General features: G+C 64.4%; 19 protein-coding genes. 14 read left to right on the top strand and 5 right to left on the bottom strand.

Translation table 11 applies throughout. The annotated features are described in order from the left end of the window. The first annotated feature begins 1 nt into the window (after position 1). Together AC6LJY_RS06930 and AC6LJY_RS06925 are read left to right on the top strand one after the other, a co-directional pair. Entirely contained in the window at positions 2–1,228 is a 1,227-nt protein-coding gene (locus AC6LJY_RS06930; protein ID WP_498135586.1) for a CoA transferase, read from the top strand. Positions 1,229–1,528: 300 nt separating this feature from the next. Continuing rightward, positions 1,529–3,106, top strand: coding sequence for a PAS domain-containing hybrid sensor histidine kinase/response regulator family protein (locus tag AC6LJY_RS06925; RefSeq protein ID WP_498135585.1), 1,578 nt, complete (start codon positions 1,529–1,531; stop codon positions 3,104–3,106). On the opposite strand, the gene AC6LJY_RS06920 is transcribed toward AC6LJY_RS06925, so the two are convergent. Then, positions 3,092–4,315 (bottom strand): MFS transporter, encoded by a 1,224-nt coding sequence (locus AC6LJY_RS06920; protein ID WP_498135584.1) that lies wholly within the window; start codon positions 4,313–4,315, stop codon positions 3,092–3,094. The two genes, AC6LJY_RS06925 and AC6LJY_RS06920, sit on opposite strands and share 15 nt — an antisense overlap. Before the next feature lie 149 nt (positions 4,316–4,464). Here AC6LJY_RS06920 and AC6LJY_RS06915 point away from each other — a divergent pair, with 149 nt between their 5' ends. Further along, positions 4,465–5,445, top strand: coding sequence for a GlxA family transcriptional regulator (locus tag AC6LJY_RS06915; RefSeq protein WP_498135583.1), 981 nt, complete (start codon positions 4,465–4,467; stop codon positions 5,443–5,445). On the opposite strand, the gene AC6LJY_RS06910 is transcribed toward AC6LJY_RS06915, so the two are convergent. The 4 genes from AC6LJY_RS06910 to AC6LJY_RS06895 form a co-directional block, all read right to left on the bottom strand. Then, positions 5,429–7,903: an autotransporter family protein gene (locus AC6LJY_RS06910; protein ID WP_498135582.1), complete on the bottom strand. Its 2,475-nt coding sequence runs from the start codon at positions 7,901–7,903 to the stop codon at positions 5,429–5,431. The two genes, AC6LJY_RS06915 and AC6LJY_RS06910, sit on opposite strands and share 17 nt — an antisense overlap. A 197-nt stretch (positions 7,904–8,100) precedes the next feature. After that, entirely contained in the window at positions 8,101–9,339 is a 1,239-nt protein-coding gene (locus AC6LJY_RS06905) for a diguanylate cyclase (protein WP_314355805.1), read from the bottom strand. 243 nt (positions 9,340–9,582) lie between these two features. Beyond that, positions 9,583–11,556 carry an alkyl/aryl-sulfatase gene (locus AC6LJY_RS06900; protein WP_498135629.1) on the bottom strand — a complete coding sequence of 658 codons (1,974 nt, stop codon included), beginning with the start codon at positions 11,554–11,556 and terminating at the stop codon, positions 9,583–9,585. A 325-nt stretch (positions 11,557–11,881) separates the two neighbouring features. Continuing rightward, complete coding sequence (locus AC6LJY_RS06895) at positions 11,882–12,190, bottom strand: hypothetical protein (RefSeq protein WP_498135581.1); 309 nt, start codon at positions 12,188–12,190, stop codon at positions 11,882–11,884. Here AC6LJY_RS06895 and AC6LJY_RS06890 point away from each other — a divergent pair, their 5' ends adjacent. The 11 genes from AC6LJY_RS06890 to AC6LJY_RS06840 all read left to right on the top strand — a co-directional run bounded on the left by AC6LJY_RS06890 (position 12,191) and on the right by AC6LJY_RS06840 (position 26,255). After that, the gene (locus AC6LJY_RS06890; RefSeq protein ID WP_498135580.1) at positions 12,191–13,132 is read left to right on the top strand and encodes a hypothetical protein; all 942 of its coding nucleotides are present in this window, start codon (positions 12,191–12,193) and stop codon (positions 13,130–13,132) included. A 150-nt stretch (positions 13,133–13,282) separates the two neighbouring features. Beyond that, positions 13,283–14,431, top strand: coding sequence for an SUMF1/EgtB/PvdO family nonheme iron enzyme (locus AC6LJY_RS06885; RefSeq protein WP_314355807.1), 1,149 nt, complete (start codon positions 13,283–13,285; stop codon positions 14,429–14,431). A gap of 60 nt (positions 14,432–14,491) precedes the next feature. Continuing rightward, on the top strand, positions 14,492–15,472 hold the full coding sequence (locus tag AC6LJY_RS06880; protein ID WP_498135579.1) for an AAA family ATPase: 981 nt from the start codon (positions 14,492–14,494) through the stop codon (positions 15,470–15,472). Between the two features lie 23 nt (positions 15,473–15,495). After that, entirely contained in the window at positions 15,496–16,461 is a 966-nt protein-coding gene (locus AC6LJY_RS06875) for a DUF58 domain-containing protein (protein WP_498135628.1), read from the top strand. Continuing rightward, complete coding sequence (locus AC6LJY_RS06870; RefSeq protein ID WP_498135578.1) at positions 16,458–16,958, top strand: DUF4381 domain-containing protein; 501 nt, start codon at positions 16,458–16,460, stop codon at positions 16,956–16,958. Before AC6LJY_RS06875 ends, AC6LJY_RS06870 begins: the two co-directional genes overlap by 4 nt. Further along, positions 16,945–17,973 carry a VWA domain-containing protein gene (locus AC6LJY_RS06865; RefSeq protein WP_498135577.1) on the top strand — a complete coding sequence of 343 codons (1,029 nt, stop codon included), beginning with the start codon at positions 16,945–16,947 and terminating at the stop codon, positions 17,971–17,973. Before AC6LJY_RS06870 ends, AC6LJY_RS06865 begins: the two co-directional genes overlap by 14 nt. Beyond that, a complete protein-coding gene (locus AC6LJY_RS06860) occupies positions 17,958–19,472 on the top strand; it encodes a VWA domain-containing protein (protein WP_498135576.1) in 1,515 nt (504 codons plus the stop codon). The genes AC6LJY_RS06865 and AC6LJY_RS06860 overlap by 16 nt, the downstream gene beginning before the upstream one ends. Next, complete coding sequence (locus AC6LJY_RS06855) at positions 19,469–20,920, top strand: BatD family protein (RefSeq protein WP_498135575.1); 1,452 nt, start codon at positions 19,469–19,471, stop codon at positions 20,918–20,920. Before AC6LJY_RS06860 ends, AC6LJY_RS06855 begins: the two co-directional genes overlap by 4 nt. Further along, positions 20,917–21,945 (top strand): HAD family hydrolase, encoded by a 1,029-nt coding sequence (locus AC6LJY_RS06850; RefSeq protein WP_498135574.1) that lies wholly within the window; start codon positions 20,917–20,919, stop codon positions 21,943–21,945. Before AC6LJY_RS06855 ends, AC6LJY_RS06850 begins: the two co-directional genes overlap by 4 nt. 52 nt (positions 21,946–21,997) lie before the next feature. Continuing rightward, the gene (locus AC6LJY_RS06845) at positions 21,998–23,632 is read left to right on the top strand and encodes an arylsulfatase (RefSeq protein WP_498135627.1); all 1,635 of its coding nucleotides are present in this window, start codon (positions 21,998–22,000) and stop codon (positions 23,630–23,632) included. 73 nt (positions 23,633–23,705) lie between these two features. Beyond that, positions 23,706–26,255, top strand: a complete 2,550-nt coding sequence (locus tag AC6LJY_RS06840) for a spermidine synthase (RefSeq protein ID WP_498135573.1) — start codon at positions 23,706–23,708, stop codon at positions 26,253–26,255. The last annotated feature ends 190 nt before the right edge of the window (positions 26,256–26,445 follow it).

Here is a 26,445-nt window from a genome sequence, read left to right as displayed (position 1 = left end):
GATGACCTATTCCTTCCTTGGCGGGGTCCGCGTCATCGAAAGCTCGGCCTTCATCGCCGCGCCGCTGGCTGGCCTGACCCTGGCGCAATTCGGCGCCGACGTCATACGCGTGGACATGATCGGCGGCGGCATCGACTACGGCCGAATGCCGCGCATGCCGCAGGCCGACGGCAATGGCCGCAGCCTGTACTGGACCGCGCTGAACAAAGGCAAGCGATCCATCGCCATCAATCTGCGCAAGCCCGAAGGCCGTGAACTGGTCCAGGCGTTGGCCACCGCGCCCGGCCCGCAAGCCGGCGTATTGCTGACGAACGTGGCCGCGCCCTGGCTGGCTCATGACGTGCTTGCGGCCCGGCGCGCGGATCTGATCAGCTGCACCATCCAGGGCAATGCCGATGGCAGCACCGCCGTGGACTACACCGTCAATTGCGCCACCGGCTATCCCGCCGTCACGGGCGGTGGGTCCATCGACCGGCCGGTCAACCACGTGCTGCCCGCCTGGGACATTGCCTGCGCCTACCAGGCCGCATTCGCCATTACGGCTGCGCTGAACCGTCGCACGGCCACGGGCAGCGGCGCCGAGATCAAGCTGGCGCTGTCAGACGTCGCGTTCTCGATGTTGTCGCACCTGGGCGTGCTGGCCGAGGCAGAACTGCTGAAACAGGAACGCCCGTCCATCGGCAATCACCTGTACGGCGCCTTCGGACGTGATTTTTCGACGGCGGATGGCGTGCGCATCATGGTGGCCGCCATATCGGCCGGTCAGTGGAATGCGCTGGTTCAATGCTGCGATATCGCCGACGCGATCAGCGCAGCCGAAAGCCGCCTGGGTCTGGATTTTCGCGATGAGGCGCAGCGCTTCGAAGGCCGCGACGCAATCGCCGGCCTGGTAGAGCCTTGGTTTGCGGTACGCACCGCAGCGCAGGCCGAGGCCGCGTTGACGCAGCACAAGGTGTGCTGGGGCCGCTACAGCACCGTGGGCGAGTTGCTGGAGCGCGACCCGCGCGTCGGCGCGGCCAATCCCGTCTTTGAGCGCATGTCCACGGAGGGCATCGGAGAATACTGGAGCGCCGGCGCCGCCGCCCGCGTGGCAGGCCTTGACCGCACCCCGACCCCGCCCGCTCCGTGCCTGGGAGCGCATACCGATGTGGTGCTGCACGAACTGCTGGGCCTGGACAGTGGCGCCATCGGCCGCCTGCACGATGCGGGCATCGTCGCCACGGCGTAGCGCGATACGCGCAGCTGGGGCCGCTGGGAACCGCGCGCGTCGGCCGGCAAGCGCTTGATGCTCAAGCCAATGAGGGCCGGCAGTAATGCTAGATCATCGACATACCCAGGCACGGGGCTGAAGTCATGTATCAGGTCGACAGGGCTAAGTCATAAGGCGGCTTTGAATTGCGTTGAAATGGGCGTCGGGGTTGTCCCCGTTTTCGATCGGGCGGTCAGCGCGTACGATCACGAAACTACAGCGCCAAGACGGCAGCCCCGCGCGGGAATGCCGTCAAATTTACGACCATTTTGAATCAGCATGAAACAGTCACCCGCAGACTTTCCGGAGCAAGACCGGTATCGGCTTCTGGTAGATGCCGTGATGGACTACGCGATATATCTCCTTGACGCAGAGGGGCGGGTCAGCAGTTGGAACCCTGGCGCCGAGCGATTCAAGGGATACAAAGAAGGCGAAATACTCGGTCAGCACTTCTCGGTGTTTTATACCGAGCAAGACCGCGCTGCGGGGGTGCCAGAACGTGCGTTGGAGACGGCCAGAAAGGAAGGGCGCTTCGAGGCGGAAGGCTGGCGGATGCGAAAAGACGGGACGCGCTTCTGGTGTAGCGTCGTCATCGATCCGGTCCATGATGACAAGGGGCGGCACGTGGGCTTCGCGAAGATCACGCGCGACGTGACCGAGCAGAAGAGGCACCGCGAAGAACTCCAGGCCGCGCGCGATGCCATGCATCACGCGCATCGCATGGAAGCAATTGGACGCCTGACCGGCGGCGTTGCCCACGACTTCAATAATTTTCTGACGGCGATACGGTTCTCGGCCGAATTCCTGAAAAGATCACGCGATATGCCGGCGTCTTTGATGCGTTATGTCGGCATCATTTCCGACACGACGGAGAAGGCGGCGCAACTTACGCGCCAGCTCTTGGCATATGGAAAAAAGCAGCCCCTTAAACCGCACGTGTTCGACGTGCGCGACAGCCTTTCGTCGCTTCGACAGTTGGTTGAAGCCTCGGTAGGGTCGTCCATCGCCTTGTCCTACGAGGTGGGTCCGGGAAACACGACCGTCTATGCAGACCCGGCGCAGTTTGAATCGGCGCTGTTGAATCTGGTGATCAACGCGCGAGACGCGATGCCCGCGGGCGGTCGCCTGACCATTTCCGCGCGCCAGGCAGATCGTGCGCCGACGCCGGGGCGCAGTCCCAATGCGCACGCGCCGCAGGTTGCGGTGGCGGTCAAGGACACCGGCATCGGGATCGATGACGAGGTCGCCAAACATATATTCGAACCGTTTTTCTCGACCAAAGGCCAGCACGAAAATTCGGGTCTTGGCCTGAGCCAGGTGCAAGGGTTTGTCCAGCAGTCCGGCGGCGATGTCGAAGTCCAGAGCCAGGTGGGTCAGGGGACCACGTTTACGCTCTATCTGCCGGCCTTCGAGGCAACGACAAAAACCCACGATGAGAGCGATCAGCAGTGTCGCGATCCCCAGGTGCGGAATCGCGTCTTGCTGGTCGAAGACAATCGCATGGTGGGCGATGTGGTGCATACGATGTTGAAGGACATGGGTCAGGACGCGATCTGGGTCCATGATGCGGAAGCCGCGCTGTCGCACCTGACCGCGCAAAGCGGTTCCTGTGATATCGCGATTCTGGACGTGGTCCTTCCTGGCATGAACGGTGTTGAGCTGGGGCGCCGTATCCGGGCGCAATGGCCCGATATACGGATCGTGCTTGCCAGCGGATACAGCGAAGCCATCAGTGGGCAGGCAGTCGCCCCGTTTCCGGTCATGCAAAAGCCGTACTCAATGGAAATGCTGACCCGCGTTCTGCATGGGAAAGACGTGGAAACTGGCGGGCGCGCGATCCGTTCACCCGCATCTTGAGGCTTGGGGCATCGCCTGCCCACGCGCCCACCACCACGTCATCACGCCCGCCGCCAGAACCACCGGCAGCATGGCCGCGTTAAGCGCTTCCCAGCCGAAGGCGTCCAGCGCCGGACCGGCCGCCAACGTCGCCAACGCGGTCGCGGCATAGCGCAGCATCTCGGCGGCGCCTTGCGCGCGGGCGCGTTCCGACGGGCGGTAGGATTGCGCCAGCAGCGTGGTCCCGCCGACGAACATGAAGTTCCATCCCACCCCCAGGCAGAACAGCGCTGCATAGAACGCGGGCAGCGCCGGAGACGTCATTGCGATCAAGGAACACGCGACGTTCAGCAGCATGCCCGCGCCCAGCACCCGGGGCAGGCCGAAGCGTTGGATCAGCGTGCCGGCAAAGAAGGCGGGCGCGTACATGCCGACCAGGTGCCATTGCATGATGTTGGCGCCGTCGCCGATGCTGTGGCTGCATGCCACGGCGGCCAGCGGTGCGGCGGTCATGATGAACATCATCGAAACGGACCCGACCACGTTGTTGGCCAGCGCGGCGACGAACACGGGCTGGCGTGCTACCTCGCGCAGCGGGCGTGCCGGCAGGCCCGCCTGCGTTTCGCCGCCAGCGGCGGGCGCTTCGGCGTCCCGATAGCCGCCCCACAGCAGCGCGGCGGACAGCAGCGCCAACAGGGTCACCATCAGATAGGCGCCGGCGAAGGTGACCGGCGCGAACAGGTCGCGGCTCCAGGCGGCCAGTGCGGGGCCGGCAATGGCGGCGATGACGCCGCCGGCCATCACCACCGAGATTGCGCGGCTCTTGGCGGCGGGCTCGACCGCGTCCGCCGCCGCCAGGCGGTAGTACTGGGCAAAAGCCTGGAACACGCCGACCAGCGCGGTCCCGGCGCAAAAGACCCAGAAGTCGGCATGAAATACCGCCCACACCGATAGCGCACCGCCCGCCGCGCCGGCCAAGGCGCCCAATGCAAACCCGTTGCGCCGGCCGATGCGCTGCATCAGCAACGACGCAAACCAGGTGACCAAGGCCCCGGCTACCGTGATCAGCGCAAACGGCAGGGTCGACAACGCTTTGTTGGGAGCCAGCATGTGGCCGGTCAGCGCGGTCAGCGTCAGGTCAATGGAAATGGCCGCGACGAACAGGCCCTGGCACACGGCCAGAATGCGAGCGTTGCGACGGCCAATCGTGAGCGAGGGGGAGGCGGGCATGGGGGGGTCGACGGGGTTGAAAGGCAATGATGAGGAGGCTGGGTGCCGAGCAAAGTGCGGCGGATCGGACGGAGCGGTTGAGGTTTGACAGGCGTCACTTTATCGGCGCACACTTTGGCGCAAATGACATAATTCCCACAAAAAACGCCATGGCTCACGACGTCGTCTTTCTGTTGGTGCCCGACTTTCAATTGCTGGATATGTCCGGCCCCGCCGCCGTGTTCCAGACGGCCGGCAAGCAGGCCCGGACCGTCGCGGGTCCCGCCTATGCAGTCCACGTCGTGTCCGAGCGCGGCGGACTGGTGCGCAGTTCTTGTGGCGTGCAAGTCATGACGCAATCGTGGCGCGACGCGCCTGCCGGCACGCTGCTGGTGCCGGGCGGTGAGGGCGCGCGCGCGGCGGCCGTGACCCCGGGCTTGCACAGGTATCTGCACGAACAGCGGCAGGCCGGCCGGCGCCTGGCCAGCGTCTGCACGGGGGCGTTTGTGCTGGCGGCCGCGGGCCTGCTCGACGGGCTACGCGCCACCACCCACTGGCGCTACGCCGCCTCGCTGGCGCGCGACTATCCCGGCGTGCGTGTCGACGCCGACCGCATCTACGTGCGCGACGGCGACACCTGGACCTCGGCGGGCATCACTGCCGGCATAGACCTTGCGTTGGCGATGGTCGAAGCTGATCTGGGTGCCGACGTGGCGGCCGCCACCGCTCGCGATATGGTGGTCTATCACCGCCGTTCGGGCGGACAGTCGCAGTTCTCGGCGCTGCAGGACCTGGCGCCCGATAGCGAACGCATGCGCGCGGTGCTGGAGCACATCCGCAACAATCTGGGCGCGGCGCTAAGCGTGGAGCGTCTGGCCGAGGTGGCTTGCGTCAGCCCGCGCCAATTTCTGCGCAGCTTTAAGGCAGAGACGGGCGAGACGCCCGCCAAGGCGGTCGAGCGCATCCGGGCCGAGGCGGCGCGCGCGCACCTTGAGGCGGGGGCCGACAGCATCGACAGCGTGGCGCGGCGGGCGGGTTTTACCGACACGGAACGCATGCGGCGCACGTTCCTGCGCGTCTACGGCCAACCGCCGCAGGCGCTCCGGCGCATGGCCAGGCAGGGCGTCGAAACCGCTAAAACGTCATTCTGAAACCCGCGGTCGCGGTGACGATGTAGCTGCCCGAGAAGTCCGCGTCGGCGTCAACCTGGCCGTAGATCGCATAGCGATCGCCCCAACCGTAGTTTGCGCCGGCGCCCAGGCCGCCCCAGGTCCGCGCCATGCGGTTGGACGCGGGCACGCCCGCCACGCGCACACGGGTTCCGTCCAGCAGTTCGTGTTTGACGTTGACGACGCCATAGACGCTGGATTCCCGATTCACGCCACCCGTTTGCCAATTGCTTTTGTAGTCCAGCGCCACACCGAGGCGGGCCAGCAGGCTGTCGCCTTTGTCGCTTTCAACGTGCGCGCCAAATTTGTCATTGAAGCTGTCGAAGCGGGTCGATGCGTAGGTCAGCTGGGCCTGCGGAATCAGGGCCAGTCGCTCGTTTAGCTGGAATGCCTTGCCCGCTTCCACACCCAGCCCGTAGCTGTCGGCCTTGTTGCCGCCCTTCAGTTTGCCGGCCAGCCGCGAATTCAGATCGCTGTCGAACCAGGTGGCCTGGGCCTGCGCGTCGACATAGAAGCCGTCCTTGCCGTACCAGGTCAAGGTTGGCGTCAGCCCGTAGGCGGTGGTGTCGATCGTGCCGTTGCCAACCGCCGAGGACACGTGCGTGTCGGCCTTGCCGTAGTTGAACGCGATGCCGCCCACCAAGCGCGCGCCCTGTTCCTGCCCGGCCAGCACACGGTCGACGCCGAATTGCGCCTTCCAGCTATCGATGTCCTGGCGTGCGCCGGTGGTGGACGTGGAAGGCTTGAGCCTGCTGGTCGTGCTTTCCACGCGGCTCCAGACGCCATTGCGGCCCACGTCCGCCGAGTCGTAAAGACGATTGCCGACGCGTTGGCGCAGGGTAGGCAGCCGGCTCAAGTTAAGCAGGGTGTTGGCGTAGGCTTCATAGACCGGCACGCCGGGCTGATAAAGCAGGGGCGTTGCAGTGCCGGGGGATCCGCCGCCGACCGGTGGCGTACCGGGAGCGGTGGCGGGGGTGCCAGGGCCGATGGGTGATGTGCCGGGATCGGTCAGGGACGATCGCAGATACCAGCCGCCGTCGGCCGAGTCCTGTTGAAGCACGTAGCCATAGGCGCCGGCGACGAGAGCAGGGCGCCCCTGGATGACGTAGTCGCCATTAGCCAGGTTGAACTGCCCCGCCGAAATTCCGTTGACCTGCACGACCTGGATGCCCCGTTGGGTCAGCGCGCCGGTGCCTCCCATGTTCGTGACAGTGACCGGTGTGGCGCCCGCCGTGTCGCCGGTCACCACCAACTTATCGGTTGGTGAACTATCGCCGCCGAGTTGGGTGCGTACCTCCAGGTTGCCGCCTTGCGCCGTGTAGTTACCGGCAATCGTCAGGACGCCGAAGCCGCTGCGCGGTCCCGGAGCGATAGTGCCCTGGTTGGTGGTTGCGCCGACGCGTCCCGTGCCGGTCAGCCGTGCCGCCGGCAGAACGTTCACCGGGCCGCCCAGCACGCCATCGACTTGCAGCGTGCCGGCCCGGACATCGGTGGTGCCCGTGAAGGCGCTGCTATCGCCAGACAGCGTAAGCCTGCCCGCTCCCAGCTTGTTCAGGCTGGATGTTCCCGAAAACGCGGTCATCACGCCGACCTCGTAGCCGTTGGTATCGAACGAGGCGCCTTCGCTTCCGATTGCCTGCGTCAGGAAACCATTCAGGAAGTTGGCCTTGTCGCGCTTGGCGCGCAGGACGCCGCCATCCAGGTTGAACGTGGCGTCGCCCGCGCCCTTGATGACCGAGCCGGTCTCAAGCACGCCGCGGCCGCTGGCATCGCCGATGAGGTTCAGTGTGCCGGTTGCGCTGTTGGCGACGGTCAGCCACGTGTCGCTGTTGGCGACTGCCAGCCCGCCCTTGGCGATGGTCAGTGTTCCCGTGCCTGCCGAACCGATTTCGATACGGTCGCTTGCGCTCAGCGTCGAGACATTGGCCGTTGTGCTTGAGACGGTCACGGTGCCAGCGGCGCCTGCTCTCGTGCCGATGTAAACCGTTGCGGCGGCGCCGGGCGGAGACGAGCCGACGGTGCGCACGGCGGCGCCCTCCAGCACGTTCAGTTCGCCAACGCCGTCCAAGCCCACGTAGATATTGTTGACTGGGTCCCAGAGGGATCCTTTGCCGGATACCGTCACGCTGCCTTCGCTGCCGGCGTCCCAACCGATCGTCCCTTGGCCGCTATGCACGGTGCCGCCATCGTCGATGCGCAACGTGCCCTTGCCGCCCTCGCCGATGACGAACGGCCGGGTTGCTGACAGATTCCAGGTAGAGTCCCGGCCCGAAACGAGCACGGTGCCGATGCTGCCGCTCGCCCACCCGATGGTGCCGGCAGCGCCTTGCGCCGTGCCGCCGTTCAGAATATTCAATGTGCCGGTGCTGCCTGTCCGGGTGCCGATATAGACATCGCCCAGGCTGGCATCGCATCCGCCTGGACCGGTCAGGGTGCCCACGCCGCCATTGAAGTGGTACCGATTACCGACTGCGCGTACGTGGGGCTTGCGAAGTTAGTCGCGCATGCAAACAGGATGATCCATTTTGACCGCCCCGCGACATTGCAATTCTTGTCGACCAAGATAACTTCTCCCCAAGGTGGATGGCAAAGACACACTGGCAATACGGCACGCGGGCCGTCTTTCTTAATAGGTGATTACCCACGGCGGGCACTGCGAGACTCATGTTCTCGCGCGGCACTTTTCCTGCGAACCCTGTTGCCGAACGGGGATCGGGCATATACGGTCGCGCCGGGTGCATCACTTGAAACCGTGCAGTTTCGTCCTCGTCGTTTGGCCGCGTAGAGCAAGTCGTCCGCGCGCTTCAATGCGCTGGAAAAAGGCTCTTCCGCTTGCAGCAGGGTCACTCCCATGCTGGCCGTAAAGCGCGAGTCAGGGGCGTGCGGCGCCCAGCGCTGCGCGACGAAATCCGCGCGGATTCGCTCGGCGATTGCCGTCGCGCTTTCCAGATTTTCGGCCGGCAGCATCAACAGGAATTCTTCGCCTCCCAAGCGAGCCGCGCACGTGCGGGCGTTTTCCGCGCGGCGCAGCAGGGCACCAAAGCGCGCCAGTACCATGTCGCCAAATGGGTGGCCGAACACATCGTTGATGCGTTTGAAATTATCGATGTCGGCCATGATCAGCGCGGTCGGCGTTGCGCCGTCCGGGCAGGGGCGGCCGGAATCGGGGGCAAGAAAGTTGCCGAGTCCCTGTCGGTTCAGCAGCCCGGTCAACGCGTCGGTGTGTGCCTGGCGGCGATATTTGTCTATGGCATCGCGACTGGTTGCGATAAACACCGCGAAGGTCAGGACGATGCTTCCAAGTAGCCCGGTGTATTGAATCAATGTCCCCCAGACGGACGTTCTCCATTCTCCCGCTGCCAGAAGCGGCGTTGTGGCGGCCAGGTACAAGATGCACTGTCCCGTTAACACCAGCGCGATAAACAGAAACGCTGCGACCAGGACCTTGTCCGATGTGCTTGCAACCTGCCTGGCAAAAGACAGCGCGGTCCGCCAGATCACAAGGGCGCAACAGGCCTGGACAAAAAACGTCTCCAGCTTTGCACTGGCAAACAACACCACCGACACCAGCACCATTGCCGTCGAAGCGGCCAGGACTGCAATATCGAAGTAGCAAGGGGTTTGCGTGCGATGGCGGGCTTGCAGTGCGCGGCAGGCCAATATGACGCCTCCCAGAATGAATGCGTCCTCGACGACTTGTTTATAAGGAGAAAGCGCATTGGCCTGCACCAGCATGACGGCGTAACCGGTACCCAGGCAGGCAAGCGCATAACCCCATCGCAGGGTGTTCAAGCCTGCCAAGCGCGCGGCGCACAGTCCGATGGCGCACAACAGGATCGCCGCGGGCACGGACCATTCGAGCAGAGTTGCAGGCATAGACAGATAAGGCCGTGGAATAGGGGCGTGCGCAGGCGCCGGGCCGGTCCGGCTATCGCGTTCCGGTCTCTCGTACCGCGTACGTGTTTGAAAAGATTACAGTGTGTCGCATTGTGTCGCCAGCGTTCAACAGTCAAGCATTGTCAACGCGTGGCAGGGCGCGATGCGGATGCGAAAGAGAGCGGCAAAAACAAAGAGGCCGACGCATTCGCGTCGGCCTCTTTCGCGCGGTGGCAGCAGAACTTACGGCGTCACAATGTTGAACCAGAATTCGAAGTCATCCAACGACCCGAAGACATCGTCCAGCTTCGCCTGGTCTCCGGTGACCTTGACGTCGCCCTTGGCAAGCGCATCCTTCAGCGTGGTCTGCTTGAGCATGATGTCGTTCAGCGTGTTCCGGGTCAGCGAGACGCTGGCGCTGGGTTCCTTGGCCAGTTTGCCTTCCGTGTGGTTGAGCACGCTGTTCACCATCTCAAGCGTGTACTGCTGCTTGGTGTCGGTGAAGTCCACGTTCAGCACGACGTGTTTGCCAGCGGCCTTGTCACGGTTCAAGCGGACCGCGAAATAGTCGAACAGCATGTCCAGCGTCATGGCGCGCACGGTATCGGGGCTGGCGGTGTCAGGCACAGGCAACTTCTTTACGCCTTCGCGCAACTCCTTGGCGCCGGTCAGGTAGAAGTTGCGCCACGGGCCGCTTTCCGCCTGATATCCCATCTGCTCCAGGGCGTCGGCTTGCAAGTCGCGCGCCGCCTGGTTTTTCGGGTCGGCAAACACTGCGTAGTTCACCACTTCGGCCACCCAGCGGTAGTCGCCCTTGGCGTAATACTCGCGAGCCTTCTTCAGCAGCGCGTCCGTGCCGCCCATCATGTCGACATAGCGCTTTGCGCCTTCTTCGATGGGCAGGGTATGCAACGTGGCCGGGTTGCCGTTGAACCAGCCCAGGTACAGCACGTAGGTCGCGCGCACGTTGTGGTTCAACGAGCCGTAATAACCCCGGTTGGAGAACTTCTCGGCGATAGCCTTGGGCAGCTTGACCTGCTCGGCGATTTCTTCCTTGTTGTAGCCCATGTTGGCCAGCCGCAAGGTTTCATCGTTGATGTACCGGTACATGTCGCGCTGCGTGGCCAACTGTTCCTGCACCTCTTTCTTGCCCCACACCGGCCAATGGTGCATGGCGTACATGACTTCGACGTCGTCGCCCCACATGGCCAAGGCTTCGTTCAGGTACTTGGACCACGCCAGCGGGTCACGAATCTTGGCGCCGCGCAGCGAATAGGTGTTGTGCAAAGTGTGGGTGGAATCCTCGGCCGTATTCAGCGCCTTTTTTTCCTTGATGTAATACAGCATTTCGGCGGGCGCCTCGCTGCCCGGGGCGTACAGGAACTGATACGTCAAGCCGTCGATGGTGCGCGTTTCGCCCGTTTTTTCGATGATGTCCGTGGGAGGAATCAAGGTCACCGTACCCGCCGACGTGGTGGTGCCCAGGCCCGCGCCCACCTGGCCCGTTGTGCTGGGCGGCAGCAGGTTGCCATACATATAGCTGGCGCGCCGGCTCATGGCGGTGCCGGCCATCACGTTCTCGGCCACGGCATGTTCCAGAAAGCCCAGTGGGGCATAGATCTTGACCTTGCCCGACTTCACGTCGGCTTCGTCCACAACGCCGCGCACGCCGCCATAGTGGTCGACGTGGCTGTGGGTGTAGATCACCGCGACCACGGGTTTTTTGGGGCGATGCTGGTAGTACAGGTCCAACGCCGCCTTGGCCGTCTCGGTGGAAATCAACGGGTCCATGATCGTCAGCCCGTCCTTGCCTTCCACGATCGTCATGTTGGACAGGTCCAGGTTGCGCACCTGGTAGATGCCGTCCGTCACCTGGAACAAACCCGAAATATTCAGCAGCTGCGACTGCCTCCACAGGCTGGGGTTGACGGTATCCGGCGCGTCCGAGCCTTCCTTGATGAAGTTGTATTTGGTGGGGTCCCACACCACATTACCCTGGGCGCCTTTGATGATGGCCTCGGGCAGCGGGGCGATGAAGCCTTTGTGCGCCAGTTCAAAAGACGTCTTGTCCGAAAATGGCAACGCTTTCAGAAGCGCGGCATTGGCTTGTTTGGTTGCGTCCTCGGCGGGCTTTGGCGCCTGTTGCGTCCAGGCAGAGGTAGAAGTTGCAAGAAATAATGTCGCCAACGCGGCGGAAGCCAGGCGACTGCCCTTCATTTGCTTCTTGGGGGGGTAATGGGCCAACGAGGGGGCATTCGCAGTGCTAGTGAGCTTCATGATGACGACATCTCCATACATTCAAATGGGCGAACCGGCGTACAACACGGGGTCCTGTCAGGCAGCAAAGTCACGCAACTTCGGAATTCAGCGATCTAGCCTACACAAAAAACGTCCGGCAAAATACTAATTTTTATATGCGACGAGACGCGGACGTGTGTATCCGCGCCTTGCAAAGCCGACGGCACGCGTGCGATATTCGTGCGGCGCCCGAGTCAGCATTTGGGCGATTCATTTTTCCTCGAAGGGCCGAACGTTGCGGTAATCAACGACGCGTTTTACGGGTCGACGCCGCAGTCAGTGTTTTACGGGAGTCGGAATGGATCGGCAGCAAATGGATCAGCGGGAGGCGGCCGGCGCGGTCGATCGGTTTTCGCTTGTACGTGACGACTTTTTCTATCGCCTTCAGCGCAGATTGGGCTTGATCCCCGCCAGCGGCGATGGCTTCATGCGGCGCGCCGTGGCCTATGCACTGATCGCGTGGCTTCCGCTGGTGATCGCGGCCTGGCTTGCGGGCACAGCCATCGAGCCCCTGGGCAATAACGAGCCCTTGCTTGGCCACATCGGCATCCACGTGCGCTGCCTGGTCGCCATCCCGCTGCTGGTGCTGGCCGAGGGCATCGCACAGAAATTGATTCCACTAGGGTTGCGCGAGTTCAAGCAGTCCGGACTTGTGGACGGTGAATTGGCCGCCCAGTTTGACCACGTGCTGCTCAGCGTGCTGAATTTACGCAACCGGATTTCGCCCTGGATCGTCATCGCGGTGTTTGTCGCAACCTGGGTGGCCGTGCTGTTTGTCGCGCCCAACGGCGACGAAATCCGCTGGGCGGATTCGGGCAGTCCAAGCCTGAATTTTGGCGTCTGGTGGCTGTTGCTGGTGACGCGGCCTATTTTCTCGATCTTGTTGCTTGCCTGGGTCTGGCGGCTGATGCTGCTGGGCTTGCTTCTGTACAGGATCGCGGCCCTGCCATTGAAATTGGTTCCCAGCCATCCGGATCGCCTGGGCGGCCTGGGGTTCCTGACTCGGCTACCGGTGGTCTACGGCCCCTTTCTGCTGTCCGTCTCGGCGGTCGTTGGGGGAGTCTGGGCGCACGAAGTCCTTTATCACGGCGTGACGGTTCCCTCGCTCTACGGCCAGATCGCTGCGTTGCTGGTGGTCCTGACCCTGGTCGGCCTTGCCCCGCTGCTGGTGTTTACGCCGTTGTTGCTGCGCGTCAAAAGACAGGCGCTTCTGGACTACGGCGCGTTTGTGACCCAGCACGGGCGGGCGGTTCACGAAAAATGGATCGAGAAGAAAGACGTGCCCGACTATCCCATGCTGAATGCGCCTGAGCTTGGGCCGGTGGCTGACGTGCAGGCCATTTACCAGGCGGTTGCGGCAATGCGGGGGGCAATCGTTAATAAGTCCGTCTTGATAAAGATTCTGGCGCCCGCGGCATTGCCGATGTTGCTGCTGATCTCGATGCAATGGCCGCTGAAAAGCACACTGTCAAAACTGCTATTCACATTGTTGTAGTCATCCTGGTTTAGAGACGGGTGTATTCACTTTTTGTATCACTCGTCTGGTGTTTTCCCTTTGGTGAAATTCTCGACATCCGGCAAAAGATAATGGATTATTAAATAATTCCGCACCAGTGTTTCGTATCCATAGCAGTACGGAGGACACGTGAAGCCGCAACTGAAAGTCGGATTGACAATAGCCGGTGTCCTCCTTGGCGCCAGTGCGCTGGGCGCCTATGTCGCGGGTGTAGGCGTCACGCCAAAGCCGGCGGCCGTGGTTGCCACGCTAGGCGACGGCAAGCAGGGGCCGACCGGCATGGCCTGGATTCCGCCTGCCCAATTTCTCATGGGCAACAACCACAAGCTGTCGCAACCGAACGAACTGCCCCCGCATAGCGTTCGGGTAAGCGGCTTTTGGATGGACACGCATGACGTCACCAATGCGGAATTTCGCCGATTCGTCCAGGCCACCGGCTACGTGACGACGGCCGAGCAAAAGCCCAAATGGGAAGACCTGAAAGTCCAGTTGCCCCCGGGCACGCCGCGACCCGACGACAGTCAGCTTGTGCCCGGCGCCATGGTTTTTGTAGGAACCGAAGCCGAAGTGTCGTTGCGCGACTACAGTCGCTGGTGGCGCTTTGTGCCCGGCGCCAGCTGGCGCCAACCGCAAGGCCCGGGCAGCAACATCGACGGCAAGGACGACCACCCGGTGGTCCAGGTGTCGTACGAGGATGCGCTGGCGTATGCCAAGTGGGCCGGCAAGCGCCTGCCCACCGAGGCGGAATGGGAGTTCGCCGCGCGCGGCGGCCTGGAGCAGGCCACCTATGCCTGGGGCAATGAACTGAGTCCCAACGGCAAACCCATGGCCAACATCTGGGACACGCAGCAACAGCAGCCATTCCCGGTCGTCAAGGATGAAAAGATCCAGGTTGGCACGACGCCGGTGGGCTCGTTCCCGCCGAACGCATACGGCCTTTATGACATGGCGGGGAACGTCTGGCAGTGGACGGCCGACTGGTATCGCGCCGACGCATTCCGCATCCAGGCGCAATACCGGCAGCCGCCACAAGATCCCGCCGGACCCGCCGACAGCTTCGACCCCGACGACGGCAATGTGCCGGCCTCCGCGCCCAAGCGTGTCACGCGCGGCGGCTCTTTTCTGTGCAGCGATACCTACTGCATCAGCTACCGCGCCAGCGCGCGCCGCGGCAACGATCCCATGAACGGGATGTCGCACCTGGGCTTTCGCACGGTGATGTCCGTCGAACAATGGAAGCAGGCGCAAAGCCGCCCGGGACAAGTCGCCAGCCGTTGAACCCTTGCCGGGGCAATCCTGGCAAGCCGTACCCGTTTGCATTTGACGATAGGGACAAGCATGGCGCAGCGCGATGGAATTCTGGCGTTGGAAGCGGCGATTTCTCGGGAGGTCTTGGGGCAGGCAGCTGTAATACGCCAAATGTTGATCGCGTTGGTGGCCGACGGTCATGTGTTGCTTGAAAGCCTGCCCGGGCTGGCAAAGACGCGCATGGTCAAGGCCTTGGCCACCCGTCTGGCCGCGGACATGAGCCGCATCCAGTTCACGCCGGACTTGCTGCCGTCGGACATCACGGGCGCGGATGTGCTGCAACAGGACGCCGAAGGGCGCAATCACATCGCCTTCCAGGCCGGGCCGCTGTTCGGCAACCTTATCCTGGCCGACGAAATCAACCGCGCGCCGGCAAAGGTGCAATCCGCGCTGCTGGAAGCGATGGAAGAACGGCAGATCACCGTCGGCGGCAACACGCGGAAAATGCCCGCGCTGTTCATGGTGCTGGCCACGCAAAATCCGATTGAGCAAGAGGGTACGTACCCGTTACCCGAGGCGCAGATGGACCGCTTTCTGATGAAGATAAAGCTGGACTATCCCGGCGCCGAGGATGAAATGGCGATGCTGGCACTGCTGCGCGGCACGCCGCGGGACATCGTTGAAAGCGATGGCAGCGACACCGCCCGCATTTCCCAGGAAACGTTGTTCGCCTGCCGGGCAGAGGCGGCCGCGGTACACGTGCCCCCGGCGGTGGACCGATATACGGTGGACCTGGTGAACGCCACGCGGCGCCCGGCCGACTACGACGCGGATCTGGGCCGCTGGCTTCAGGTCGGCGCCAGCCCACGCGGCGCTATTGCCCTGGACCGGGCCGCCCGCGTGCATGCGTGGCTGGAGAATGCCGACTTCAACACGCCGGACGACGTGCGCGCGGTGGCCCACGCGGTGCTGCGCCATCGCTTGCATCTGTCGTACGACGCGGTGGCGGAAGGGGTTACCGCTGATCAGGCTATCGACCGCGTCCTGGACGTTGTTGCCGTGCCGGCATAAAGGTCGCCATGAACCAGGTCGCCATGAACCGCGCGCCCCATCCGGTCTATCCGCCCTTGTCCGAATTGATCGCGCTAGAGGCGGCGGCAAGCGGATTGTCGTTCGGGGCTACCCAGCCGATCAGCAGCGTGCTTGCCGGCCCGCACGGGTCGCGGTTGCGGGGCAGGGGGCTGGATTTTGCCGAGTTGCGCCGCTACGTCGCCGGTGACGACTTGCGGCGTCTGGACCTGCGCGCATCGCTGCGCTACGGCAAGCCCTTCGTACGCTCGTATTCCGAAGAGCGGGACCGCCCGGCGATCGTCGTCGTCGATCAACGCATGAGCATGTACTTCGGATCGGTGCGTGCTTTCAAGTGCGCCGTGGCGGCGCGGCTTGCGGCCATCGCGGCATGGATCGCCTATCGGGCGGGGGACCGTGTCGGCGGCCTGGTGTTCGACGACACCGGGGTCAGGGCATTCAAACCCTTGCGCAGCCGCGACCGGGTTTGTGCATTGCTGGCGGAAGTCGCGCGGGCAAATGCCGACCTGTCCGCGTCGCGTCCGGATGCCCCCGCCACCGAAAGCTTGAATCGCGCATTGCGCGGTGCGTTGCTGACCGCGCCGCACGATTGCCTGGTCTGCGTCATCAGTGATTTCGCCGGCGCGGACGAGCAGACGCTGCGCACGCTGCGCCTGCTGGTCGCGCACAATGACGTGCTGGCCATGCTGGTGTTCGACCCGATGGCGCAGCAGCTGCCACAGCGCGGACGGATGGTGGTTACGCAAGGCGAACTTCAGTTGGAAGTCGCGGTGGGCAGCCAGCGCCAACGCGAGCCGCTGGCGCATTTCTTCAGCGACCGGCTTCGTCAGGTAGCCGACCTGCTGCGCCGCAGCCGCGTGCCATTGTTGTCCATCGACGCGGCGCAAGAAGAACTGCCGCAGCTGCGTCGCGAACTAGGCAAACAGGCTACGATGCGGGCCGCGCCGCCGCCACAAGGAGCGCCGGGATGAGCGACGCGCTGCCAGGCTTGGACCAGTTGCGCGAACTGCCCTTGCCGGCGGCCGTGTCGTATTGGCCACAGACGTGGGGATGGGCCGTGCTGGCTGTTGTGGCGCTGGTCGGGGGGGCATGGGCGGCAATGGCCGTCTGGCGCCACCATCGTCGCAATCTGTACCGCCGACAGGCGCTGAAAGCGCTGCGGCGGCTTGAGCAAGAGGCCGCGAACAACCCCTTGGCGGCGCGCGGCCTGCCTGCGCTGCTTAAGCGCACGGCGTTGGCCGCCCAGCCGCCGGCAGCGCGCGCCGCCGTGGCCTCGCTTGGCGGCCACGCCTGGCTGGCCTACCTGGAGCGCGCTGTGCCGGGCGCCTTTCCCAAGGGCTCGCCGGAGCTGATGCGCACATTGGCGTACGCGCCGGACGAGGCGGTGCGCCGGCTGGATAGCGCAACGCTTGCGCAGCTGATTCGGGCAAGCCGCCAGTGGATGGTGAAGCATCATGTGGCGGCTTGAATATCCCTGGTTGCTTGCCGCCGCGCCATTGGCGCTGGCCGTCTATCGCTGGCTGCCTGCCTATGTACAGCAGCGCAACGCGCTGCGCGTGCCGTTCTTCGATTCCGTCGCCACCATTACGGGGCAATCCCCAACACGGCCGGGCGTTCGGGCTAGCCGGGGTCAGCTCTGGCTGAATGTGACGGTGTGGTTGCTGATGGTGTTGGCGCTGGCGCGTCCGCAATGGGTTGAACCGCCGCTGACGCATACCGAAGCAGTGCGCGATGTCTTGCTGGCCGTGGACATTTCGCAGTCGATGGATACGGCAGATTTCCTCAACGCCCAGGGCCAACCCGAATCCAGGTGGAAAGCCGTGAAAGCGGTGGTGGCGGACTTCATCGCCAAACGGCCGGACGACAGGCTGGGGCTGATCGTCTTCGGCACCAGCGCCTATCCGCAGGCGCCGCTGACGGGCGACCACGTCGCGCTGGGTCTGTTGCTGGACCGGACGGCCGTGGGCATGGCCGGCCCCAACACGGCCATCGGAGACGCCGTCGGTCTGGGCATACGGATGCTGGATGCCGCGAAGGAACGCGACAAGGTGTTGATCCTGCTGACCGACGGCAATGACACCGGCAGCGCCGTGCCGCCCGCGCGCGCGGCCGCATTGGCGGCCCAGCACCACATCATCGTGCATACCATCGGCATCGGCGATCCCGCCGCGACAGGTGAAGACCGGGTTGACTTCGGTGTGCTGGAATCCATCGCCCGCGCCACCGGCGGGCAGTTCTTCAAGGCCCGAGACCTGGCCAGCCTGCAATCGGTGTACGACACCCTGGACCGCATCACGCCGCAAGAGGTCAAGACGTTGCGGCATCAACCCAAACGCGATTATTTCTGGCTGCCGCTGGGGTTGGCGCTTTGCCTGTTGATAATTTGGCACGGCGTGGCTGCCATCTCCGGACGGCGCTTGCGCCGCGTGCAGGCCCCGCCGCAAAGGCAGGCGGAGACGGGAGGCGCATGGACATCGACCTGAGCGCTTTCCATTTCCTGCGGCCTTGGTGGCTGCTTGGCTTGCTGGCGGCGGCGTTGGCGTGGTGGCTGCGGCGCGGCGAAGGGGATGCCGCCGGGCGCGCAAGCCGGATTTCACCCGAGCTGTTGCCGTATCTGATCGTGCGCTCACCGGGCAGCCGGGGCCCGCGCCCCATCGATGCGTTGGCGTTGATTCTGGCCATCGGTTCGGTCGCGGCCGCGGGCCCTGCGTGGCATCGCGACCAACCGGAGTTTCTGGACAATGTGGCGCCGCTGATCGTGGCCGTTGCCTTGGGGCAGTCCATGGACGGCGCGGATCTGCCGCCCACGCGGCTGGAAGCCGCCAAGCTTCTGATTCGCGATCTTGCCGCCCGCCGCGCCGGCGCCAAAACGGGGCTGATCGCCTACTCGGGCACCAGTCATCTTGTGCTGCCGCCCACGGATGACACGAACCTGCTGGACCTGTTTACCCAGGCGTTGGCCTCCGACCTGATTGGCACGCAAGGGCGCGACGCGGCAGGCACGATCGCCCTGGCCGCGCAAGTGCTGAAGGCCGAACGGGCAGGGGGCACATTGCTGTTGCTGACCGACAGCGCGGACGCCGGCAGCCTCGATGCGGTACGCCAGCGCGCCCAGGCAGCGGCCGACTTGCAGGTGCTGGTGATGGCGGTGGGGCAATCGGGCTTGGACAAGGACGCGTTGCAAGGCCTGGCGAGCGCGGCGGGCGCGCCGCTTGGGAGTCTGTCCGGCACGCCGGACGACCTGGACTGGATCACGCTGCACGCCCAGCAGCATTTCCAGGCGGTGCAAGACGCGCAGTCTGGCGCCATTCACTGGAAGGATGCCGGCTATTGGCTCTGCTGGCCGCTGGCGCTGCTGGCGTTGCTGGCGGTGCGGCGCGGTTGGAACGTGGCGTGGACGGCCGCCGCCCTCATTGCCGTCTCGGTGGGCCTGCCGGCCGAATCGCGCGCCAGTCCATTGGCCGACGCTTTCCTGACGGCGGACCAGCAGGGGCGGCTGGCATTCGACAACGGCCGTTATGAAGAGGCCGCCGCGCGATTCCAGGATCCGTACTGGAAGGGGCGGGCCGCCTACCAGGCGGGTAGATACGCCGACGCACTGGCCGCTTTTTCCAAGCTGGAAACGCCCGAAGGCGCCTTCTACGTGGCCAATACCCAGACGCGCCTTCGGCAATATGACGCCGCGCTGGACGCCTACGACCGTGCCCTGCAATTGCGCCCCGGGTGGGAGGCCGCCATGGTCAACCGGGGCATCGTCCAGCGGCTGCTGGCGGCGATGGGCCAGGAACAGCAGGGCCAACAGGCCGAGCCGCCGGATCAGACCATTGCGGACAAGACGGCAAAGGCCGGCAAGATGGTCGACGCACCCGCCGCACAGGCCGCGTCCGAAGACGTGTGGTTACGCAACCTGAGTTTGTCGCCGACGCGTTTCTTGCGTAGCCGGTTTGCCATCGAAGACGCGGCGGCGGGTGGGCGCCCATGAGCAGCGTGCACCGGATCCTGACGTTGCTGGCGGGCTCTGCCACCCGCTGGTTTGGCCTGCCTGGCGTGTCGATGTCTGGCCTGCTGGGATTCATCGGCCTGTTGGGCCTGATTGGCCTGCCCAGCGTCGCGGCCGCGCAAGACACGCCGGCCTTGCGCGTCACCGCCACCTTGCAAGCGCCCGCCGACGTGCGCGTAGGCGCGACGTTGCGCTTGCAGCTTGAAGTGCTGACGCCGACCTGGTTTACGCAACCGCCGGTATTGCCCGCGCTGGATATCCCGGGCGCCCTGGTGACGGCTCCGCAAGGCGAGGGCGAACTGGTTCGCGATACCGTCGGCGGCGTGTCCTACAGCGGCCTGCGCTATACGTATGTGATCAGCCCAACGGCGCCGGGCGCCATGCAAGTATCAGCCTTGTCGGTGACGGCCAAGGTGGGTCCGGGCGGCCAGGTGGCATCCGGGGCAAGCAAACCCGTTTCCTTTTCCGTGCAGGCGCAGACGGCGAGCGCCGGTCAGGCGGTGGCGGCGGGAAAAATGGACGTGACGCAGGAGTTCTCGCTGGCCCCCGACCCGCTGATCGTGGGCGGACGGATCACGCGGGCCGTGACGCAGCGGGCCGAAGGCGTGCAGGCGATGTTGCTGCCCGCCGTGGCACTGCCGGAGATACCCGGCTTCAAGCGCTATCCGCGCGAGCCGGAAGTAACCACCTTGGACGACGGCCGTGGCGGCTTTGTCGGCGGCCAGCGGATCGACCGCGCGGATTACGTCGCGCAGCAGGCAGGCGCGTTCCGCCTGCCGCCGCTGACCGTCAGATGGCGCGACGGCGCAACGGGGCAACTCGCCAAATCCGAACTGCCCGGGCGGGATGTCACGGTGGCGTCAGCGCCCACCGTCACGCCGCCGTTTTCGCTGGCCGAAGATCTGGCCCGATTGCGCCATGGGCTGCGCTGGGTGATTCCCACCGCGTGGCTGGCATGGTCGGCGGGGCTGCTGGCGGCCTTGGTCGGGCTTAGTCTTACGTGGCCCTGGTGGCGGCGCCTTGCCGTCGCCTTGCGCGCCCGTGCCGCGCGCGCGGCCGCCGCGCGCCGCGCAAGCGAAGCCTGGCATTGGCGGGCATGGCGGCGTGAAGCGCGCACGCAGTCGCCCGAGCTTGGCGCTTTCTATCGATGGCTGCGCGTGGCTGCCGGCGCGCGCGACCTGCGCGCGGCGGTGGCGCCACTGGGCGCGGGCGCGCGGCAGACGGCAGCGACCGTGCTGCAAGACGTCTATGGCGCGCCGCAGGCCGTCCCGGCATGGCGCGGTCTGCTGACCAAGTCATCGCTTCAGTGGAGAAAAGCGTGGCGCGGCAGGCAAAAGCCGGCTCCGGCGCATGGCTTACCCCAGGAGTTGAACCTAGCCCATGCAGGGCGAACAGCAACTGCGCAAAATGCGCAAGGACGCGAACGATGAAGCAATCAACTGAAAAACGGCAGGGCTGGGCGACATGGCTGGCGGTTGCGACCCTTGCGCTGTTGACGGCATGCGCCTCGCCACAGAAGGCGTCGCCGCCGCAAGCCGAGCTGCCTTCATGGAGCGACGGACCGTCGCGCACCGCTATCGTGAACTTTGTGCAGGCGGTGACCAAGCCGGGCAGCCCGGACTTTGTCGCGGCCGAGGAACGCATCGCGGTGTTCGATAACGATGGCACGCTGTGGTCCGAACAGCCCCTGTACTTCGAGGTGCTGTTCGCGCTGGACCGGGTCAAGGAAATGGCGCCTGCGCACCCGGAATGGGCCAAGCGCCAGCCGTTCAAGGCGGCAATTGACGGCGACAAAGCGGCCTTGGCCAAAGCGGGGCAGGCGGGGCTGTTGAAGATCGTGGGTGCGACGCACACCAGCATGTCGGTGGATGACTTCACGAAAAGCGTGAGCCAGTGGACGGCAACGGCTCGGCATCCGCGCTTTGACCAGCCCTACACCTCGATGACGTTCCTGCCGATGCGCGAACTGCTGGAATACCTGCGCGCAAATGGCTTCAAGACCTACATCGTGTCGGGTGGCGAAACCGAGTTCATGCGTCCTTGGGCGCAGGCCGCCTACGGCGTGCCGCCCGAGCAAGTCATCGGCAGCGGCTTTGCCACCACCTTTGAGATGCGCGGCGACAAGCCCGTGCTGTGGCGTCAAGGCAAGCTTGAGTTCAACGACGATGGCCCGGGCAAGCCGGTAGCCATCCAACGCTACATCGGCCGCCGCCCGCTACTGGCCTTCGGCAACTCCGATGGCGATCTTCAAATGTTGCAGTGGACGACCGCTGGCGCGGGTAAACGCTTTGCCGGCATCGTCCACCATACCGACGCGCAGCGCGAGTGGGCCTACGACAGGGACTCCAGCATCGGGCGCCTGGACCGCGCGCTGGACGAAGCCCAGCGCAGTGGATGGACGGTGGTTGACATGAAGACGGAGTGGAAACGGATATACGACTTTGAAAAGCCTTGAGCAAGCGTGACTTGGGAGTACATGGCCCTGTTGGGCAAGGAGAGCAGTCATGATGAAAGCAAGACGATGGTTGGGCGCGGCGCTGGTGGCCGCGAGCGGGCTTGCGGTGATGGGCGGCGCTTATGCGCAGTCCCAGAATACGCAGTCGACCTCGCAGGGTCAGGCGTCCGGTAAAAAGCCGAACATCCTGGTCATCTTCGGGGATGACGTAGGGCAGGCCAACATCAGTGCCTATACAAGAGGGGTGGTCGGCTACAGGACGCCGAATATCGACCGCATTGCCAACGAAGGCGCGATCTTCACCGACTACTACGCCGAGAACAGTTGCACGGCGGGGCGGTCAACGTTCATCACCGGCCAATCGGCCCGGCGCACGGGCTTGTCCAAGGTGGGCATCCCCGGCGCGCCCGTGGGCTTGCAGGACCGAGACATCACGATTGCGCAAGCTTTGAAGGGCCAGGGCTACAACACCGCGCAATTTGGCAAGAACCACCTGGGTGACCGCGACGAATTCCTGCCGACCAAGCACGGCTTCGACGAATTCTTCGGCAATCTGTATCACCTGAACGCGGAAGAAGAACCCGAGCGCCCGTACTTCCCGAAAAATCCCACGGACCCGGTGATCAAAAGCTACATGCCGCGTGGCGTGATCAAAGCGTCAGCCGACGGCAAGATCGAGGATACCGGCGCATTGACCACCAAGCGCATGGAAACCATCGACGACGAAACCGTGGGTGCGGCGCTGGATTACCTGGACAAGCATGGCAAGGCCGACAAGCCGTTTTTCGTGTGGATGAACACCACCCGCATGCACCTGTTCACGCACATTCGGGATGCACACAAGGGCAAGAGCGGCATGCCGGGCAACGACTATGCCGATGGCATGTGGGAGCATGACCAGGACGTTGGCAAACTGCTGAAAAAGCTGGACGACCTGGGCATCGCCAAGGACACCATCGTGATCTACACGACGGACAACGGGCCCAACCAATTCAGTTGGCCCGACGCCGCTACCACCCCGTTCCGCAGTGAGAAGGACACCAACTGGGAAGGCGCCTTCCGCGTTCCGGCGATGATCCGTTGGCCGGGCCATATCGAGCCCGGCACGGTCAAGAACGACATCGTCTCGGGACTGGACTGGTTCCCGACGCTGTTGGCCGCCGCCGGCAACGAGGGCGTCAAGGATCAGCTGCTGAAAGGCTGGCGTCCCAACGGCGCCAACCGGGACTTCAAGGTGCACCTGGACGGCTATAACCAATTGGCCTACCTGACGGGCAAGAGCGACAAGAGCGCGCGCGAGGACTTCTATTACTTCAACGATGACGGCCTGTTGGTTGCCATGCGGTTCGAAAACTGGAAGGTCGTTTTCTGCGAACAGAAGTCGCCGGGTGGCTTTGCCGTCTGGAAGGAGCCGTTTGTGTGCCTGCGCGTGCCCAAGGTGTTCAACCTGCGCATGGACCCGTACGAACGCGCCGACGTCGTTTCCGATCAGTACAACGATTGGCTCACGAAGAACGCGTATCTGGCATTTATCGGGTCCGCCAAGGCAGGGGAATTCCTGCAAACCTTCATTGACTGGCCGCCCAGCCAGAATCCGCCCAGCTTCAGTACCGATCAGGTGCAGAAGGAAGTGGACAAGAAGATCGAGGAATACTTCGAGCAGCAAGCGAAAAAGCAGGGCAAGTAAGCGCTGAGGGTCGGGCGCGGTGTTATCGCCGCGCCCGACGCCGGCATTGGTGGATTGATTTGAGGACATCACAATGAATGCATCCGCGCGCCCCATGGCGGCGATTCCCGCGGCAGGCGCGGCGTTGCTTGCCCGGACGACCCTGTGGCCCGCGGCCTTGCTACTGGCCTTGTCCGGCGTGGCGTCATTGATTTTCCAGATTCTGTGGATCAAACAACTGTCACTGATCGTCGGCGTGGAGGTGCACGCCATCGCGGCTGCGGTTGGCGCGTTCTTCTTGGGGCTGGCGGCGGGCAGTTGGGTGCTGGGCCGACAGGCAGATCGGTCCGCGCGGCCGTTCCTGCTGTATGCGGGAATTGAAGCCGCCATTGCGGCGCTGGGTGTGGTGGTCACCATCGCACTTGGGATGGGCGCGCCGGCCTTTGCGCACGTTGAAGCCTTCAGCCCCTTGCTGGCCTGGGTGGCCGTCGTCTTCGTTGTAGGCATTACGCCGTTTTTCATGGGAGGCACCTTGCCGGTCCTGCTGCGCGCGACAGGCGCCGGAAGAATCGGCCGGGCGGGTGCCACGCTCTATGCCGCGAATACGGGTGGCGCAATCGTCGGGGCCTTGCTTCCGGCTTTTTTTCTGATTCCCGCAATGGGTGTGCAAGGCGCGTCCTGGGCGGCGGCCGGCCTGAACCTGCTTGCCGCGCTGGGGGCGTGCGCGCTGCACCGGAAAACCCCGCTGCCCGCCGCCGAGGCAGTGCCGCCCGGCGTGAGCGCACCGACGCCTGCCATGCCTCGCGACGCGCGCGTGGCCTTGGGGCTGTATGCGGTTGCGGGCGCGGTGGCCATGGGCTACGAAGTGCTTTGGTCGCAGATGGCGGTGCCGTTCATGAGCACGCGCGCATTCGCGTTTTCAATCGTGTTGGCCGTCTATCTTGTGGGCTTGGCGGTGGGCTCGGCGCTGTACGCACGCTGCGAACGCAGGATAGGGGACCCGTGGCGCGTCTTTGGGTTTCTGGTGGCCGGCGCGGGGCTGATTGCGCTGGTCGAAGCGGCACTGCTGGGACGCTGGCTGGTCAGCGCGCAAAGCGTGGCCGAAGCTTCCATCCTGCGTTGGACAGAAAGCGATATGGCCGGCATGGCCGCCCGCTTCGCCGTGGCGGCAAGCGCCCTGGTGCTGTTGCCCACGCTGCTGTTGGGCGCGGCCTTTCCCGCCGTGTTGCGAATTGCCGTAGCCGCCGAACGCCGGGGGCAGGGCGCGGGGGCGGTGCTGGCCTGGAACACGCTGGGCGGCATCGCCGGTACGGCATTGACGGGCTTCCTGCTGCTGCCCTACCTGGGCACCGTTCGCAGCCTGGCGCTGTTGACGGTCATTGCCTGCTGCGTCGGCGCTGCGGCGATATGGCGCGCGCGGTCCTCTTCGCCGATGGCAAAAGGCCTGAGCGCGGCATTCGCGGGCGCCGCCGTAATCCTCGGCGTAGCCATGCCGGTTGACCATCTGGCGCGTCTGTTGCCGGGTGCGCAAGGCGGAGAACTGGTGTTTTACGAAGAGAACCACGGCGGCACCGTCGCGGTGGTGGAGCAAGGCAAAGGCGATCGGCGATTCCGCCGCTTGTATATCCAGGGCGTGTCCAACTCGGGCGACGCGATGCCGTCGCTGCGCTATATGCGATTGCAAGCGCTGTTGCCGTTGATTGTGCATGCCGGCGACCCCCGTTCCGCACTGGTGATCGGCTACGGCACCGGCATCACGGCGGGCGCGCTGTCGCGCTATGCCGGCCTGGACCGCAGAGTGGTCGCTGAATTGCTTCCTGGCGTGTTGCACGCCGCGCCGTTGTTCAAGGGCAGCTATGGCGCCTGGGCGGACCCCGGCCTGGAAATACGCCTTAACGATGGGCGGCGCGAACTGTTGCGCAACACCGAACGCTACGACCTCATCACGCTTGAACCGCCTCCGCCATCGGCGGCGGGCGTGGTCAATCTGTATTCGCAGGACTTCTACACACTGGCGGCAGCCCGGCTGAACCCGCGTGGCATCGTGGCGCAATGGCTGCCGTTGCCCACACAGAATCTGGACGACACCCGCGCGCTGGTCGCGAGCTTCATCAATGTATTTCCGCACGCTTCGCTTTGGACGACGGAGTTTCATGAAATGCTGATGGTGGGTTCGATGGAGCCGTTGCCGTTGGACGCCGCCCGCATTGCCGAACGCTTTGCCCAACCGACAGTGAAGGCGGCTCTGGCGGAAGTCGGGGTCGCGTCGCCGGCAGCGCTGCTTGCCACCTGGGTAACGGACCGCAACGGCCTGGCCAACTTCGCGGGCTCAACGCCCGCCGTCACCGATGACCGGCCAGCGATCGAGTACGCCACCTGGGTGCGGCCAAGAGAGGTCATTCACACGTTGCCCGCCTTGCTTTCCCAGCGAAACCAGCCTCCGCTAGTGACGGCCGATGCCGAAGTGACGCGTGCAATTGACGTTGAACGCAGGGCATTAGACCTGTTCTATGCCAGCGCCTTGGCGGCTTACAAAGGCGATCGCGAGGGCTGGGCCCGCAGCGACACCGAGTTAGCGGCGGCAAGCCAAGGCAATGCCTATTTACGCTGGTTTACCGGTGCAAAAGCTGAGCAGGTACGTTGATATTTCTTGACACGAACGTTGGGGGCAAGAGTATTCTGAATTGCTACAGAACGAGTACGCGTCCGATGTTCGTGTCCCGCCCGACGGCGCGGGGAACTGCTATGAATCGCTTCGCTTGTTGGAGAAGCCCATGCGACGGTTGTTACGGTACTGCTTCGTTTCCTCGAATTATCCCCCCGCCCCATACCGC

The sequence above is a fragment of the Achromobacter sp. RT286_PF genome (assembly GCF_059760425.1).
The sequence above is the reverse complement of the archived record's forward strand: the minus strand, read 5'-3'. Positions and strand labels throughout refer to the sequence as shown.

Bases quoted from the DNA above. Each gene is read 5' to 3' on its own strand.
- AC6LJY_RS06860 (WP_498135576.1), top strand. From the start codon at position 17,958: ATGGACATCGACCTGAGCGCTTTCCATTTCCTGCGGCCTTGGTGGCTG.
- AC6LJY_RS06880 (WP_498135579.1), top strand. From the start codon at position 14,492: ATGGCGCAGCGCGATGGAATTCTGGCGTTGGAAGCGGCGATTTCTCGG.
- AC6LJY_RS06905 (WP_314355805.1), bottom strand. From the start codon at position 9,339: ATGCCTGCAACTCTGCTCGAATGGTCCGTGCCCGCGGCGATCCTGTTG.
- AC6LJY_RS06865 (WP_498135577.1), top strand. From the start codon at position 16,945: ATGTGGCGGCTTGAATATCCCTGGTTGCTTGCCGCCGCGCCATTGGCG.
- AC6LJY_RS06930 (WP_498135586.1), top strand. From the start codon at position 2: ATGACCTATTCCTTCCTTGGCGGGGTCCGCGTCATCGAAAGCTCGGCC.
- AC6LJY_RS06915 (WP_498135583.1), top strand. From the start codon at position 4,465: ATGGCTCACGACGTCGTCTTTCTGTTGGTGCCCGACTTTCAATTGCTG.
- AC6LJY_RS06870 (WP_498135578.1), top strand. From the start codon at position 16,458: ATGAGCGACGCGCTGCCAGGCTTGGACCAGTTGCGCGAACTGCCCTTG.
- AC6LJY_RS06850 (WP_498135574.1), top strand. From the start codon at position 20,917: ATGAAGCAATCAACTGAAAAACGGCAGGGCTGGGCGACATGGCTGGCG.
- AC6LJY_RS06875 (WP_498135628.1), top strand. From the start codon at position 15,496: ATGAACCGCGCGCCCCATCCGGTCTATCCGCCCTTGTCCGAATTGATC.
- AC6LJY_RS06925 (WP_498135585.1), top strand. From the start codon at position 1,529: ATGAAACAGTCACCCGCAGACTTTCCGGAGCAAGACCGGTATCGGCTT.
- AC6LJY_RS06920 (WP_498135584.1), bottom strand. From the start codon at position 4,315: ATGCCCGCCTCCCCCTCGCTCACGATTGGCCGTCGCAACGCTCGCATT.
- AC6LJY_RS06845 (WP_498135627.1), top strand. From the start codon at position 21,998: ATGAAAGCAAGACGATGGTTGGGCGCGGCGCTGGTGGCCGCGAGCGGG.
- AC6LJY_RS06855 (WP_498135575.1), top strand. From the start codon at position 19,469: ATGAGCAGCGTGCACCGGATCCTGACGTTGCTGGCGGGCTCTGCCACC.
- AC6LJY_RS06840 (WP_498135573.1), top strand. From the start codon at position 23,706: ATGAATGCATCCGCGCGCCCCATGGCGGCGATTCCCGCGGCAGGCGCG.
- AC6LJY_RS06900 (WP_498135629.1), bottom strand. From the start codon at position 11,556: ATGAAGGGCAGTCGCCTGGCTTCCGCCGCGTTGGCGACATTATTTCTT.